Genomic DNA, 15070 nt, shown 5'->3' with positions numbered 1-15070 from the left:
TAGCTAAAAATTGCAAAATGAGGGATAAGCATGGAAATCAAAGGAATCCACCACGTCTCGGCTATTACTGCCAATGCAAAGAACAATTACCGTTTTTATACAAACGTATTAGGATTACGGCTGGTTAAAAAATCGGTAAATCAAGATGACACAAGCATGTATCACTTGTTTTATGCAGACGAGAAGGGCAATCCCGGGACCGATTTAACCTTCTTTGAAATACCGAGAGCAGGGCATACTTATGCAGGCAACAACAGTATTTCAGTCACCTCATTAAGGGTAAAGGACGATCAGGCTTTATCCTATTGGAAAGAGCGTTTTGCAGAATATCAGGTAGACCATGATGAGATAATTGAGCAATTCGGCAGAAAGGTTTTATATTTCAGAGATCCGGAAGAACAGCGCCTTGTTTTAGTATCCGATGAAAATAATCAAGGCGTTGCTGGCGGAACTCCATGGGAAAAGAGCCCGGTACCCAGGGATAAGGGCGTGCTTGGACTTGGACCTGCTAAGCTAACGGTTCCGCATGCTGACCGAACGATAAATGTACTGACAAGTATCCTCGGTTTTGAAAAAATCGGCAGTTATCCATCAACAGTAGAAGGAAACGCTGCTATTCAAGTTTTTTCAACAGCCGAAGGAGGCACAGGTGCGGAGATACATGTGGAGGAACGTACCGATGTACCCAAGGAACGGCCAGGCCGGGGCAGTGTGCACCATGTTGCTTTCCGAGTCGATAATGAAGATGAATTAGCTCATTGGGAAGAGAAAATAAAGCAAGCTCGTTTTCCCAACTCAGGGCAGGTTGATAGGTATTACTTCCGTTCTTTGTATTTCAGGGAACCCAACGGGATTTTATTCGAATTAGCTACGGACGGGCCAGGCTTCACAACCGATGAAGCGTTCGATCATTTAGGGGAAAGTGTTGCCCTTCCTCCGTTTCTTGAATCCCGGCGTTCAGAAATAGAAGCAAGATTGAAACCGCTTGATACAAGCGGTCGTTAACAAGCAAAAAGTGTTATTTTAAAGACAGCATGTCCTCATGGGGACATGCTGTCTTTTTGCATGGAAATAGATAACATGGCATAATAGTAAAGCAAACTTTACGTGAAGTGAACTTTACTATACAATGGTCAAAAGAGGTGGGTATCGATTGAAAAACAAACTGGTTGATTATCGAAAAATATTTCATTACTCACAAGATAAGCTGGCAGAGAAGTTAGGGGTTTCCAGGCAAACGATCATTTCCATTGAGAAAGGCAAATATAATCCATCCCTTCCTTTAGCAATGATCATTGCCGAAGTGTTTCAAGCAAAAGTGGAAGATATCTTCTTCCTGGAAGAAGAAGACTACAAGTAGTTAACCAAGATAAGGAGGGTGTTAAAATGAGCGTTAAGTTCGGTCAACGGCAGTTCATTATCTTTGGTGTCCTGTTTTTAATATTTGGTATCCTGTTCACCGCAGCTTCTATTACGAAAGGAGTATTTCCGATGGGGCATGATATCATTCAGTTTGCTGTCAGCGTGATGGCTTTTTGCAATGCTTATCTTTACCCCCATTTCAGAGAAAAGGATGAACGTGCCAAACGGATTCGTGAAAAAGGGATGTTTGTCAGTTATTTCTTTATATTAGGGTATATGCTGGTCCTCATGGCACTCTTCCAATTTAATCTCCTGACGCTGGATGGGTATCAAACGGTAAGTGTAATGGCTGCTTTAACGATGACGACGGTTTTTGTCTCATTTGTTGTATTTGCCAGGAGGTCTTAATCCGACGAGGTATGTTAATGTATATAGAGTCCTTCTCCTAATGATGCGCATATTTTAACGAAACAAGGGAGAAGGGTATGATGGAACAGTAAATATAACAGAGGTGAAAAAATGACATTTCAAGCCAAGGCTGTCATTCTTGATATGGATGGCACCATGTTGAACCATGTAAATGAAGTGAGCGAAAATCTAAAAAATTATGTGAAAATACTACGGAAGCAAGGACGGTTGGTCTTTATTGCAACGGGCAGAACGCTTAAGGAGGTTAATGATGCTGTCCCTGCTGACTTGAAGGTAGATGGGATGGTTTGTGCCAATGGCATGGTGATTTATGCTGAGGGCGAGCAAATAATTAAGCATATGTTAGATGGAGGTTTAGTAAAAGAACTGGTGGAAAAGGCACGTAAGGCCAACATTTACTACGAAGTCCATTCTAATGATAGTCCTGGGGCCGCTTTGCAGGAAGACAAAGGTTACTTCGAAGAACAGATAGAGGAACCTAAACCGGATACGGTAAAAGAAGATGAATGGCGGTCCCGCCAGGCTGCTCTGGAGCAGGATGTCGAATGGAAGGCGAGATTGCCATGGGATTGTGCCATTAAAATATACTTTTTCAGCAGAGATAAACACCAAATTTCCAGGTGGAAACAAACATTGGATCAAATTAAAAAGCAAAACGATTTCAGTACGTTTTCCTCCTCTGATCATAACGTGGAAGTGATGGAAAAAAATATTTCCAAAGCGACAGGGATGCAGTATTTGCTTGAAAAGTTTTCATTAAGCAGCCAGGATGTGATGATGGTCGGGGATAGTGAAAATGATCTTCCATTAATGGAGATAGCTGGTTATGCGGTAGCCATGAAAAACGCCCCCAGTAATGTAAAAGAAAAGGTAGATGAAATCACTGCCTATAGTTATAAAGAAGATGGATTATACCGTTTTCTTAAAGAAAAATTTGGAGAGTGATGCACCAGGGGATAGGTGTCCCCTTGTGTATAGTATAGCAGTTTATGAAAGCGTTACATTTGTTTCGGATTCCCAGAAGTGCCATAATAAAGTTAACGTTTGATAGATTATGATATTTCTAATCTTAATTAAGGGGTTGGTACGATGGACTACCGTCAACTAGGCAATACGGATTTAAAAGTAAGCGAACTTAGTTTTGGCACGTGGGCAATCGGTGGCTCATGGGGGAATACCAATGATGAAGAATCGTTAAAGGCCCTCCAGCATGCAATGGATGCCGGGGTTAACTTTTTTGATACAGCCGATGTTTATGGAGCGGGACACAGCGAAGAGTTACTGGCACAGGCTACCAGGGGAAAAGAAGATGAAATTCATATAGCAACAAAATTCTGCCGTTCAGGGGATATCGATGACCCGGAAACCTACTCGGAAAAAAGGGTTACACAATATTGCGAAGCTAGTTTAAGACGGCTGGAGCGAGAGCGTATTGATTTATACCAGATTCATTGCCCGCCTTTAGAGATCTTAAAAGACGGACGTGTATTTGAAGTGCTGGAGAAATTAAAAGCCCAGGGGAAGATTCGTTACTATGGTGTCAGCGTTGAAACAGTAGAAGAAGGTCTTTACTGTTTGGAAAATTATAATATTGATGCTTTACAGGTAATATTCAATATATTCAGGCAGAAACCTTTGGCACAGCTGTTTCCGAAGGCACATCAGCAAGGTGTCGGGATTCTTGCACGTGTTCCGCTTGCAAGCGGCTTGTTAACAGGTAAGTTTAGCGAGGATCATAGCTTCCATACCGATGATCACCGCAATTTCAATCAAAATGGAGAGGCATTCAATGTCGGTGAAACTTTTGCTGGCCTTGAATTTAATAAGGGTGTTCAGTTAGCTGAACAGCTAAGGTGGATAGCCAACGATAGAGACAGTATGTCTAAAGCTGCTCTGCGCTGGATACTCGACCATGAAGAAGTGACTTGTGCTATTCCTGGATTTAAATCAGTGAAACAAGTCGAGGATAATTTACATTCCTTAGACGTACCAAGCTTTACCAGTGAAGAAATGGACAGGCTGCATAAATTTTATCAGCATGATGTTCACCCGCATATACGCGGAGCTTACTAATTAGTAAAGGCATATTGGGTTATCCCGATATGCCTTTTAGTTTACGAAGGTTCTCTGCCTTTTCTTATAAATTAACTTAATTAACTTATGTTATAATGAATTATCCAATTTATACATAAGACGGGCAGGGGAGAAGTTATGCAGCGCGGAAGCTTTCAATGGATGAAGACCTTGAATAAATCGATGATATTGAACAAAATCAGGACATGCGGGCCGATATCAAGGGCGCAAATCGCCAAAGAAACAAATCTTACACCTCCTACGGTAGGAAGCATTGTAAAGGAATTAATTGAACAAGGGATCGTTAAGGAAAGTTCGCTTGGTACTTCCCAAGGCGGCCGCAAACCAACGATGCTTGTAATCAACAACACGGGGTTTTATGTAATCGGAGTCGATGCAGGGCCAAGAACGATGAAATTCGGGCTTGCTGATCTTTCGGGCAAACTTATAGATGAGCGAATGATTCCTATCGATAAAAAGATAACAGGCAGCCAGTTTGTCGATACGCTGATTAAAGGTGTTAAAGAGCTGCTCTCAACCCATTCCTCATTGACAGAAAAAATTATCGGTATCGGTGTAGCCATGCACGGCGTTGTCCGCGTGAAAGAAGGAATATCTTTATTTGCTCCTAACTTAAATTTGCATAATGTAGCAATCAAACAGGAGTTGGAAAAAGCATTCGATTATGAGGTGAAAGTAGAAAATGATGCGCGGGCCATGGCTTTAGGAGAGTCGTGGTTTGGTAATAGCGAAGGTGTAAAAAGTATGCTCGCATTAAATATAGGAAGCGGGATTGGTGCGGGATTAATTATTGACGGCAAGCTCTACCATGGGGAATATGACATTGCCGGTGAAATCGGGCATATGACACTGGACATTAACGGGGAGCTTTGTACGTGCGGCAATCAAGGCTGTCTCCAGACGGTTGCTTCCGGCCCGGCGATAGAAAAAAAAGCAAAACAATTGTTGATCCAGGGCAAAGGAACGATTCTGGCAGAGCTGGCGGATGCTGATCCTAGTCAGATTACTGGTAAACTGGTTCACCAGGCAGCGGTCCAAGGCGATCAAGGTTCACGACAAATACTTGCAGACACTGGTTATTATATCGGTATTGGGTTGACTAACCTTATTCATGTGATTAATCCGAGTAAGATTGTCATAGGCGGAGGTGTATCCAATGCAGGCAGTTATATACTGGATGCTGTTAAGCGGACGATTGCAGACAGGGCCCTGACAACCGAAGCGAAACAAACCGAAATAAGTATTTCAAGCCTGCAGGAAAATGCTACTGTCTTAGGGGCGGTCGCCCTCATGCTCACGGAATTATTTGATCCGCTATCAATAAGGGCAAAAGCATAGTGGCCAAAGCAAAAGTCAAACGATGATTCGAAATACTTAGCATTCGAACTCGTTCGATTTTTCTTTTCTAATGTTTAGTATACCTTACGGAGACAGTGACAACTCTATTTCTTCCTTCTTACAAGGTTAGGTACTTAAACTTGCACCGGCAGAATACTTCGCCTTCGGAGGGCACGGCTGCAGTCTCTTCAGAAGCAAAAACGGCTTCTTCCAGGGTCTTCATACGAAAAAGGAAGGAGTATGCAAAGTTAGCTCTGCTATCAACGAAGAGAGTAGCCCCCACACAACTACCCAATACCTCCACCCCAAAACAAGGGGGAACTCAGTAAAAGCCCTACGAGAAAATTTTCTCATAGGGCTTTTATTCTTTAAAATTTAAATTTTAAAAAATAAACCAGTATAGATCAAAAAGAGGACAATAACTGATTCAATTAAAGATAAAGAAATTAAAAAGGAAATATTGATTTTATTTTTATTTTTACGTTCTAAAAACCTTTGTCCTAGGTAATTTGATATATAGAATACGACGTAAAATAGAAAGAATGAGCCTATGGTTTGTTTTCTTAGAAAAAAATGATACTTTGATTAAATAAACAAGATAATCAACCTGTAAGGAGAATTAAGTTATGGTTAGAAAAAATCCAGCTGTGAATCTAGTTTACTTAGGGATTTTCTCTATATTTGCTACATTCATTATATTTAAGGTGATTCTAGTAAACCCAAAAACTTACGATTATTTCTTAGTTGGGGCATTTTATCTAGCTTTAGTCTCAATGTTTTTTTGGCAATTAAAACAGTTAAAAAAACAAAAAAATAATTCTTGACCGTCCTTATCCACGTAAATTTTAGGTAAACAAGCAGTCATTCCGCCTGAAAATGCGATTATTGCATATACGGCGGAGTGATCTGCGATAATTGCCACATTTTTAATCCTGTTAAGTAGCAAATCATCAAATTGCTGATAATGGAAATAGAAAACCACAAAAGATATTTAAAAACCGCATGTTTCTACGCAATTAATGGGCTTCCGTGCATAAATAAAAATTTTATTGCACCAGAGAAGCCCATAGCAGCATTAAATTGTGAAATCCCTTCCGGTTATCGGTGATACGTATTATTGATTGCTTTTTCAAAGTTTCCGAAAGATGTATGTTATGCCCCAACCACTTTGTTATTTCACTTCGAAATGGAAGCTTGTTTGTGTAAAATAATCCTCATCTTTGGCTAAAAAACAGGAAGGGAAGCCTTCATGATGAATAGATGCAGGAGAAGCCTGTGTTTCCAAACAAATGCCTAAATACGGTTGCGAATTTCCTTCTTTTAAGTTTAATCCAGGCTTCAATGTATTTGAAGTGTACATGACCATCCCTGGCTGGTCCGTTTTAACCGTCATTTGGCGCCTGCTTTTTTCATCGAAAACTATCACCTGTTCTGGTTGATGGTGGTCAAAGATAAAGTAATGGTCATACCCATTTCCGGCAAATTGGTTTTGCTCATATGTTGAGTCGATGCCGTCTCTTATTTGCCTTCCATGGCGGAAATCAAATACAGTGCCTTCAGTGGCTAGCTTTCGGCCCGTGGGAATCAAATTGTTATCGAGCTCTACAAATTGGCTGCTGTCGATAGTGATTTTATGTTCCTGAATACCGTTTTTTAAATCCCCGCTTAAATTGAAATAGGAGTGGTTCGTAGTCGTCAAAAATGTATCCTGGTCGGACTTCCCCCGGTAAGTGACCACGAGATTGTTCTGGTTATCGAGGGTATAGGTGATCTGCATTTTTACATTTCCGGGATAACCATTTTCTCCATCGTTACTTTGGCGGCTGAAAGTGACTCCTGCCTGGTTATCCTCTTCAAATACAGCTGTCTCCCAAATGACTTTATTGAAAGCGTTAGGGCCGCCATGCAAGTGGTTGCTGCCTTCATTAGCGGGAAGACGATATTTTTTTCCTTCCAAAGTGAAGGAAGAGCCCGCAATTCGTCCAGCAACCCTGCCAATCAGCGCACCAAAATAATTAGGATTATCCAGATAATCTTCCTCGTTTTGATAACCTATTACCACGTTTTCCATCTTTCCGTTTATGTCAGGAACAAGGATATCCGTAATAATACCGCCGAAGTCCAGGCAGCTGACCTCCATGCCAAGATCATTTTTTAATGTGAACCGCGTCCATTTTTGTTGATTGGATAGTGTGATTTCTTCCTGATTGATCTGCATACCAACACTCCTTACTATTCATTGTTTAATATAGATATGAAACGTTTGAATGCCTGTCTGCCGACTTTATCTTGTTTAAATACACCGGCATCCTCAAGTACTCTCGCAAATTTATTTCCTAATTCTTGCTGTATTGTCCGGTCGATGGTTGCTTTGCTTATTTGGTTTGTGCGCTTGATATCCTCCGCCCATTGGCGATGGTGTTCTGGTACAGTAGTAGTTTCTCCCAACAAGAAACTTTTTACCTTCTCCAGTTCTGTTTTCAACCTTGCCGGCAGGACAGCCAACCCCATCACCTCAATCAGTCCGATATTTTCCTTTTTGATATGATGGACATCTTGATGCGGATGAAAGATCCCCATGGGGTGCTGTTCGTTCGTACGGTTATTTCGTAAAACAAGATCCATTTCATACTGGCCGTTTTTAAGTCTGGCAATCGGCGTTACCGTGTTATGGGGGTCGCCGTTGCTGAAAGCTTTTATATTTACTGACGCATCGCTGTAGGCTTTCCATTTATGCAAAATGTGGTCGGCTGCTGCTATCAAGTCCTGGCGTCTGGAGCTCTTCAAGCGAATAACAGACAGTGGCCACTCCATCACAGCAGCTTCCACTTTCGGAAATTTATTGAGGGCAAACGAAAATAATTCGCTAGCTTTATCCATGGCAAAAGAGTAACTGCCCGCTTGATAATGGTCATGGCTCAAGATAGAACCGCCGACAATCGGTAAATCGGCATTGGACCCGATGAAATAATGCGGAAATTTCTCGACAAAGGCGGTAAGCCGTTCGAAGGTGCTCCGGTCAATTTTCATATCGCGGTGCTCTTCCGCCAGAACAATGCTGTGCTGATTGTAATAGACATAAGGGGAAAATTGAAGATACCAATTCTCTCCTTCCAAATCCAGCTTAACAATTCGGTGGTTAGAACGCGCTGGATGTCCAACCCTGCCGACATATCCTTCGTTTTCTATACATAAGACGCAGCGTGGATAGTTAATTTTCTGCTTTTTTTGTTTTTCCCTTTTAATTTGCTCAGGGTCTTTTTCTGGTTTTGACAAATTGATTGTAATATCCAGAGTTCCATACGAAGTATCAGCCTTGAAGTGAATATTCTTACTGATACGCTTCATCTGGATGTAGTTGCTATTCTTGCTTAACTGGTAAAAGTAATTGGTTGCCTCTTTCGGTGATTGCTCCCACTTTTCAGTAAATAGTTGATTGATTACTGATGGTTTGGGCAGGAAGATGTTCATCAAGTTGGCAGCAAAGATTTCTTTATCGTCCAATACATCTTCAATCACATTGTTTTCCACTGCGGTTCCAACCAGTTCTTCAATTAAATCAGGAATAGCTGCCTGTTGTCCGGAGCCTTCTTCATCCTGATAATCATTTAAATGTAATAATCCGAGTATTTGATTTCGTACATAGACCCTGTCACAAGGTTCAATCAAATCAGCTTTGATGGCATTATCAATTAAGTTTGAAATTGTTCGATAAACCGACATAGTTAGAGTTTCACTCCTCGATATATCCGTTTGGATGATTGCGGTGCCAGTTCCAGGCGTCTTCGATAATAGTTGTAATAGATGTTCTGACAGGTCTCCAGCCTAATACGTTTTTGGCTTTATCCGCGGAGGCGATCAGCACAGTCGGGTCTCCTGCCCGCCGCTGACCAGAAGCAACAGGGATTTCCTTCCCGGTTACCTTGCGTGCTGTTTCAATAATTTCTTTTACAGAAAAACCCTGGCTGCTCCCGAGGTTAAAGATGCCGCTGTCACCGCCATTTTCCAAATAGGTTAAAGCGAGTAAATGGGCATCAATCAAGTCCTCTACATGAATGTAATCCCTGATACATGTCCCATCTTCCGTAGGGTAGTCCTCGCCAAAAATAGTAATCTCCTTTCTTTGGCCAAGCGCTGTTTGTAGTACGATTGGTATCAAATGGGTTTCGGGCTGGTGGTCTTCCCCGATCTCCCCTGACTTTCTTGCGCCGGCGACATTAAAGTACCTCAAGGAGACATATTTTAAATCGAAGGCAAGGGAACACCACTTCATCAGTTTTTCCATCGTTAGTTTCGTTTCGCCATAAGCACTGGTAGGCTGTGTCCGCATTGTTTCAGTAATTGGAACGGCTTCCGGCTCTCCATAAGTAGCGGCCGTGGAGGAAAATACAATCTTTCTCACTCCATGCTCCTTCATTACTTCCAATAAAACCTGGGTACCATGTACATTGTTATCAAAGTATTTTAATGGCTGCCCCATCGATTCGCCAACAAGGGAATTCGCCGAAAAATGAAGGACAGCGTCGATGTCTTCTTTTTCAAATACCTTGTTTAAAAATGATTTGTCGCGAATATCACCGTTATAAAAGGCTGCCTCTGGATGGACCGCTGGCGTGTGCCCTGTTTCAAGGTTATCAACGACAACCACCTTTTCGTTCTTATCTATAAGCTGGTACACCGCATGGGATCCAATATAACCGGCCCCGCCTAAAACTAATGTACTCATGGACTACACTCCTTTTTCAGGTAAAATAGTTTTATTCGTTCGGTAATTCTTTTGCTCCATCACTGATCCTTGCAGGATAGAAAGTGGCGTCATATCCTACTTTACTTCGATAAAGCTGATTGACCTTTTCCTGAAAACTTTCGATGTCATGATCAGGTACAAGAGCGATAGCACAACCGCCGAACCCTGCCCCTGTCATCCGGGCTCCCAGTACCCCAGGCTGATCCCAGGCTGCTTCCACAATCGTATCAAGCTCTTTGCCAGTTACTTGATAGTCTTTTTGCAAGGAAGCATGGGATTCATTCATCAATCTGCCAAATTGTTCGAGATCAGCCGCTTGCAAACTATCCAGGGCCTTTAAGGTGCGCCGGTTTTCATAGACGGCGTGTTTTGCCCGTTTTCTGTCTGTTTCGTTTTGAATATGATGTTTGTGTTGTTCAAATTGTTCCTCGGTCAGTTCGCCGAGACTTTCAATGGAGAGTATGTTTTGTAAATCGCTAAGTGCACGTTCACATTCGGTTCTACGCTCATTATACTTTGAACCAGCCAGTTCTCTTCGCTTATTAGTATTAATAATCATTACTACATAACCATCAAGCTTGAAGGGGGCATATGAATAATTTAAAGACTGGCAGTCTAGTAAAATAGCGTGATCTTGCTTTCCCATCCCAATGGCGAACTGGTCCATAATTCCACTGTTGACCCCGATATAATGGTTTTCGACCATTTGCCCGATTTCAATCATCCGGATTCGATCCATGTTTAGCTGGAATAAAGAATCCAGCAGGACTCCTGTCGCCATTTCAATGGAGGCGGAGGAGGATAACCCCGCCCCGTTCGGTATATTTCCGTAGTAAATAATATCTGCTCCTGCTGTAATTGAAAAGCCATCTTCTAATACGTATTTTATCATTCCTTTTGGATAATTAGCCCAAGAATCACTACTTCTAAAAGAAAGGTCATCCAGATGACACTCAATGATACCGATTTCAGGAAAATTCATCGAGTAAAACCGGAAAACCTTATCCTTTCTTTTTCTGCTGGCAGCATAAGTTCCAAAGGAAATAGAGGCGGGAAATACGTGGCCGCCGTTATAATCAGTATGTTCACCAATCAGGTTAATCCGCCCCGGAGCGAAAAAGGCTCTTGGTGTTTCCTCTGTTGAAAAAACTTCTTGGAATGCGGCAGTAATTTGTTGGATATCCATGTACTTACACCTCGCTTTATATAACTTAATTAAATTAATTTATTATCTGTTATTAGCTTACTATGGTTAGCAGCGTTTTTCAAGCGTAATTTAGAAAGCATTCATTCTCTAAAAGGGAACGATTGAAAATTGACACATTTTAAATTTTTGGTAAGATAAGTTTAGTGTTAGTGATAATCATTCTCATTTTGAATCCTGTATTCATATATCAAATGGCTGATAAATATTATTTTATAATAGGGAATGGGGGAGCAGAACCAATGAATTTAACAGAGCTTATCATAGATAGACGTTCCATTCAGTTGTATGAGGATCGACCTGTACCGGTGGAAGAATTGAAGAAAATGCTTGAAACAGCAGTATGGGTCCCTAATCACAAAATGACCCAGCCGTGGCGTTTTATCTTTGTGTATGGAGATTCGATAAAGAAGATAGCGGAGATTAATCGTACGCTTGGGGAGAAAGGAAAGGATCCGGAAGAGCGTAAAGCAAATGGAGAAAAAGCCTATCAAAAAATTGCTAATGTACCAGTCCTCTTAGTAGTGGCTATGAAGGAAAATCATAGTCCAAAGTTCCGGGAAGAGGATTACGCTGCCACCAGCTGCATGATTCAAAACTTCAGTTTACTGGCTTGGGAGCAAGGAATCGGTATGATTTGGAAAACGGGCCAGCTGACGATTGAAGATGAGTTTAGAGAAGCAGTCGGTGTCCAACCGGGCGAAAGGGTAGCAGGAATGCTGCAAATCGGTTATCCGGCAAAGGTGCCGAAGCCAAGGCCCAGAGCAGACGTGAAAACAAGGATAACTGAATTAGATTAAACAGAGAGCGGCATTTTACAATGCTGCTTTTTTATATACATAAAAAAAAGGAAGACGGACATCGATGGATCTTTGTACGTCTTCCATAGTAAAGGGGTATTAATTTAATTATATTGTATCAGCTGATTAATAACTAAATATTAACCAAGCATGAAGATACTGTAAATATTGGCTGATTCCTTAGATTATTAAATATTTTTCCAGGCAGGAGATTCATAAAATCCTTTCGGTATCGGGGAATATTCCAGACAAGGGGTTCGCCCATCGGTCAGAGGGAAACAGTCGATGCCGTCAAGGTTGCCCGTGATAAAGGACATGACGCTGACCTTATTAATAATAGTGGAAGCTGGCCTGAAGAAAAGCCAGCTTTCTTTTATAGAAATCAGTTTTAAAAAAATCTATGAAATTCAGGGGTTGTTTTTCTATTGAAAGATGCTAATAACATAGATTTTTTAAGTAGAAAAGGTAGGTTTATACTATTAAACCTATTTTTTTTTACATTTTGATGTATAAAAAGCAGGATTATTGCCCCAGAATTACAAATATGACAAGTCTATGATAAACAGTAACTTTTGTAATTTACTCTTAAATAGGCTGTAACCACAACACGGTTTTTCATGTGTTACTATTAGTCTTGTCAGAAATTTTGAGGAGGGAAAAACAGATGAAAAAAATAGTAGTATCTCTAGCTACAGGACTTATCATTGCAGGGACCGCTGCAACATCTGCATCCGCCGAAGACTACCAAGTGGAAAGTGGCGATACTCTATGGGGAATCGCTAATAATTACGAAACATCTGTTGAGACATTACAAGATCTCAACCAATTGGACACAGATATTATCTACCCAGGGCAAAACTTAGAAATAGATAAAGCAGAAACGTACACGGTGAAAAAAGGTGATACCTTATTCAGTATCGCTGCCGAATATGGTGTCAGCGTATCTGAAATAAAGGAATGGAACAAACTATCATCTAATATTATTCTACCAGCGCAGGAATTATATGTAGAAGAAACGCAGCAAATCGACATTATTCCTGATCAAGTAGAAAACAAGCCAGTTGAAACTGACACTGTAGAAGAGGCGGAACCTACAGCTACAGCACAGCCGGAAAATACAACAGAGCCTACCGTCTCTGAATCAACACCAAGTTCAAAAGATGAAGCAAATGGACAAGTAGTAACTGTTGAGTCTACTGCCTATACTGCAGATTGCACAGGCTGCTCAGGAATTACTTCCACAGGCATTGATTTAAATGCTAATCCAAATGCAAAAGTAATTGCGGTTGACCCGAAAGTGATTCCACTTGGATCTAGAGTTTATGTAGAAGGATACGGCGAAGCAATTGCAGGAGACATCGGCGGAGCAATCAAAGGCAACAGAATCGATCTTCATGTTCCAACGAAGTCAGAAGCATATGACTGGGGCCGTAGAACAGTAGACGTTACCATTTTAGATTAATTGTAAAGTAGTTAATAGAAAAGCAGAAGTGCCCATAGCGCTTCTGCTTTTTTAATGCCTGAACAGCAATATAGTCACATAGAATCCAGCATGGCCTGGAAAATTCCAGTTGCTGAAGAGTTCTCTATTTAATTTACTAGTTGGGTGCCTTTATCGGCTTCCAAGTCTACTTCGTTTTCAGGACTGACCGTTTGTACATATCCTACAACTCCAAAGCTAATAATCAACATTAAAAACAAGACTATTAACAACTTCTTCACTTTATTTCTCCCCCTGAGCATTTCTTACTTTTATTGTAAAGGATAAAGGGCTTCAATTTCCAGAGGAAATTGTTACAAATTGCGATTTATTTTTAAAAATTTTGAAAGAAAAGATACTTATTTGAAGAAAACGGGTTAGAATGTACATAGGCTTTTTATGGTATATGCTATAGCTGAAGGTGGTTAACTCCACCGTTGCAGGGAATAATGGGAATGAACTTAATTTGAAAAAGAGGTGTTTTGCTTGGCAGATTTTGCAAGCTTAGGAATTTCAAGTGAATTGATAGAGATATTAAACCGTAACGGAATCGCAAAGCCGACTCCAATTCAGGAAAAAGCGATACCATTAGTACTGGATAAAAAGGATGTAATCGCCCAAGCACAAACAGGGACAGGCAAGACATATGCTTTTCTTTTGCCGATACTCGAGCAGTTAGAGCTGGAGAACGAGCATATCCAGGCGCTTGTGGTAACACCGACGCGAGAGTTGGCGTTGCAGATTACGGCAGAGTTAAATAAACTTGCTGATCAATTGGAAGGGATAAATACCTTAGCAGTATACGGAGGGCAGGATATCCAGGGGCAGTTAAATAAGCTGAAGCGGGGTATCCATATTGTAGTGGCTACGCCTGGAAGGCTGCTCGACCATATGCGCAGGGGTACTTTGATGGTTTCGCAGGTATCTATGTTTGTACTGGATGAAGCTGATCAAATGCTTCACTTAGGCTTTTTGCCAGAAGTCGAAGAGGTTATTGCGGAGCTTCCGACAGAGCTGCAGACAATGTTGTTTTCGGCAACCATGCCAAATGAAGTGAAGAAACTGGCTAAGACTTACATGGTAAATCCGCACAATGTCCAAGTCAAAGGCAGCCAAATCACATTGGATGAAATCAAACAAATGGTGATTGAAACGACTGATAGAGAAAAACAGGACAAGCTCCGAATCGTGCTAGATCAATTCCGGCCTTTTTTGGCTATTATATTTTGCCGCACCAAAAGAAGGGCAGCCAAACTCAATGGCGCTCTTCAGAGCTATGGCTATTTATCCGACGAACTTCATGGCGACCTTTCCCAGGCTAAACGCGAAAAGGTGATGAAGCGGTTCCGCGACATGAAAATCCAGTATCTAGTGGCTACCGATGTAGCCGCGAGAGGGATCGATGTAGAGGGAGTTACCCACGTAATCAATTACGATATTCCCCAGGATGCAGAAAGTTATATTCACCGGATCGGCAGGACCGGACGTGCCGGGAGTGATGGCATGGCGATAACGTTTGCTGCACCCAAAGACCGGCCATATCTGCAAATCATCGAAAAAGGAATTAAAGGAAAAATAAAGAGAAAAGAGCTATAGAGCCTTATTGTGAAGGGAGG

At 41.4% G+C, this 15070-nt stretch carries 14 protein-coding genes and 1 pseudogene; 10 read left to right on the top strand and 5 right to left on the bottom strand.

All coding sequences use genetic code 11. From position 1 onward, the window contains the following. Positions 1-30: 30 nt before the first annotated feature. From BLR93_RS10435 to BLR93_RS10405, 7 genes are all read left to right on the top strand, one after another. Positions 31-1005: a ring-cleaving dioxygenase gene (locus BLR93_RS10435; protein WP_093214086.1), complete on the top strand. Its 975-nt coding sequence runs from the start codon at positions 31-33 to the stop codon at positions 1003-1005. A gap of 148 nt (positions 1006-1153) precedes the next feature. Further along, on the top strand, positions 1154-1360 hold the full coding sequence (locus BLR93_RS10430; protein WP_093214083.1) for a helix-turn-helix transcriptional regulator: 207 nt from the start codon (positions 1154-1156) through the stop codon (positions 1358-1360). Positions 1361-1386: 26 nt separating this feature from the next. Beyond that, on the top strand, positions 1387-1770 hold the full coding sequence (locus BLR93_RS10425) for a hypothetical protein (protein WP_093214082.1): 384 nt from the start codon (positions 1387-1389) through the stop codon (positions 1768-1770). A gap of 111 nt (positions 1771-1881) precedes the next feature. After that, positions 1882-2736: an HAD family hydrolase gene (locus tag BLR93_RS10420; RefSeq protein ID WP_093214079.1), complete on the top strand. Its 855-nt coding sequence runs from the start codon at positions 1882-1884 to the stop codon at positions 2734-2736. A 144-nt stretch (positions 2737-2880) separates the two neighbouring features. Further along, positions 2881-3864, top strand: a complete 984-nt coding sequence (locus BLR93_RS10415; RefSeq protein WP_093214076.1) for an aldo/keto reductase — start codon at positions 2881-2883, stop codon at positions 3862-3864. 138 nt (positions 3865-4002) lie between these two features. Further along, positions 4003-5223 (top strand): ROK family transcriptional regulator, encoded by a 1221-nt coding sequence (locus tag BLR93_RS10410; RefSeq protein WP_093214074.1) that lies wholly within the window; start codon positions 4003-4005, stop codon positions 5221-5223. Positions 5224-5849: 626 nt separating this feature from the next. Beyond that, positions 5850-6047, top strand: coding sequence for a hypothetical protein (locus BLR93_RS10405; protein WP_093214071.1), 198 nt, complete (start codon positions 5850-5852; stop codon positions 6045-6047). 347 nt (positions 6048-6394) lie between these two features. Here the strand turns inward: BLR93_RS10405 and BLR93_RS10400 are convergent, their stop codons facing one another. The 4 genes from BLR93_RS10400 to BLR93_RS10385 are packed head-to-tail and all read right to left on the bottom strand — an operon-like array spanning position 6395 to position 11156. Beyond that, complete coding sequence (locus tag BLR93_RS10400; protein ID WP_093214069.1) at positions 6395-7441, bottom strand: aldose epimerase family protein; 1047 nt, start codon at positions 7439-7441, stop codon at positions 6395-6397. A 14-nt stretch (positions 7442-7455) separates the two neighbouring features. Continuing rightward, the gene (gene galT / locus BLR93_RS10395) at positions 7456-8946 is read right to left on the bottom strand and encodes a UDP-glucose--hexose-1-phosphate uridylyltransferase (RefSeq protein ID WP_093214066.1); all 1491 of its coding nucleotides are present in this window, start codon (positions 8944-8946) and stop codon (positions 7456-7458) included. Between the two features lie 10 nt (positions 8947-8956). Continuing rightward, on the bottom strand, positions 8957-9949 hold the full coding sequence (galE, locus tag BLR93_RS10390) for a UDP-glucose 4-epimerase GalE (protein ID WP_093214062.1): 993 nt from the start codon (positions 9947-9949) through the stop codon (positions 8957-8959). A gap of 31 nt (positions 9950-9980) precedes the next feature. Further along, positions 9981-11156, bottom strand: coding sequence for a galactokinase (locus tag BLR93_RS10385; RefSeq protein WP_093214060.1), 1176 nt, complete (start codon positions 11154-11156; stop codon positions 9981-9983). A 260-nt stretch (positions 11157-11416) separates the two neighbouring features. On the opposite strand from BLR93_RS10385, the gene BLR93_RS10380 reads away from it, so the two are divergent. Both BLR93_RS10380 and BLR93_RS10375 read left to right on the top strand, forming a co-directional pair. Then, on the top strand, positions 11417-11974 hold the full coding sequence (locus tag BLR93_RS10380) for a nitroreductase family protein (RefSeq protein WP_093214057.1): 558 nt from the start codon (positions 11417-11419) through the stop codon (positions 11972-11974). Positions 11975-12638: 664 nt separating this feature from the next. Further along, complete coding sequence (locus BLR93_RS10375) at positions 12639-13436, top strand: 3D domain-containing protein (RefSeq protein WP_093214055.1); 798 nt, start codon at positions 12639-12641, stop codon at positions 13434-13436. Positions 13437-13564: 128 nt separating this feature from the next. Here BLR93_RS10375 and BLR93_RS18385 read toward each other — a convergent pair whose 3' ends face one another. Continuing rightward, a complete protein-coding gene (locus tag BLR93_RS18385) occupies positions 13565-13696 on the bottom strand; it encodes a hypothetical protein (protein WP_281241698.1) in 132 nt (43 codons plus the stop codon). Positions 13697-13940: 244 nt separating this feature from the next. Between BLR93_RS18385 and BLR93_RS10370 the strand changes: the two are divergent. Next, a pseudogene (locus BLR93_RS10370) lies at positions 13941-15047 on the top strand (DEAD/DEAH box helicase); the annotation flags it as partial. Positions 15048-15070: the final 23 nt, after the last annotated feature.

It is taken from the genome of Sediminibacillus albus, assembly GCF_900101125.1.
Taxonomy (GTDB): domain Bacteria; phylum Bacillota; class Bacilli; order Bacillales; family Amphibacillaceae; genus Sediminibacillus; species Sediminibacillus albus.
The sequence above is the reverse complement of the archived record's forward strand: the minus strand, read 5'-3'. Positions and strand labels throughout refer to the sequence as shown.

Bases quoted from the DNA above. Each gene is read 5' to 3' on its own strand.
- BLR93_RS10435 (WP_093214086.1), top strand. From the start codon at position 31: ATGGAAATCAAAGGAATCCACCACGTCTCGGCTATTACTGCCAATGCA.
- BLR93_RS10425 (WP_093214082.1), top strand. From the start codon at position 1,387: ATGAGCGTTAAGTTCGGTCAACGGCAGTTCATTATCTTTGGTGTCCTG.
- BLR93_RS10420 (WP_093214079.1), top strand. From the start codon at position 1,882: ATGACATTTCAAGCCAAGGCTGTCATTCTTGATATGGATGGCACCATG.
- BLR93_RS10415 (WP_093214076.1), top strand. From the start codon at position 2,881: ATGGACTACCGTCAACTAGGCAATACGGATTTAAAAGTAAGCGAACTT.
- BLR93_RS10410 (WP_093214074.1), top strand. From the start codon at position 4,003: ATGCAGCGCGGAAGCTTTCAATGGATGAAGACCTTGAATAAATCGATG.
- BLR93_RS10405 (WP_093214071.1), top strand. From the start codon at position 5,850: ATGGTTAGAAAAAATCCAGCTGTGAATCTAGTTTACTTAGGGATTTTC.
- BLR93_RS10400 (WP_093214069.1), bottom strand. From the start codon at position 7,441: ATGCAGATCAATCAGGAAGAAATCACACTATCCAATCAACAAAAATGG.
- galT (WP_093214066.1), bottom strand. From the start codon at position 8,946: ATGTCGGTTTATCGAACAATTTCAAACTTAATTGATAATGCCATCAAA.
- galE (WP_093214062.1), bottom strand. From the start codon at position 9,949: ATGAGTACATTAGTTTTAGGCGGGGCCGGTTATATTGGATCCCATGCG.
- BLR93_RS10385 (WP_093214060.1), bottom strand. From the start codon at position 11,156: ATGGATATCCAACAAATTACTGCCGCATTCCAAGAAGTTTTTTCAACA.
- BLR93_RS10380 (WP_093214057.1), top strand. From the start codon at position 11,417: ATGAATTTAACAGAGCTTATCATAGATAGACGTTCCATTCAGTTGTAT.
- BLR93_RS10375 (WP_093214055.1), top strand. From the start codon at position 12,639: ATGAAAAAAATAGTAGTATCTCTAGCTACAGGACTTATCATTGCAGGG.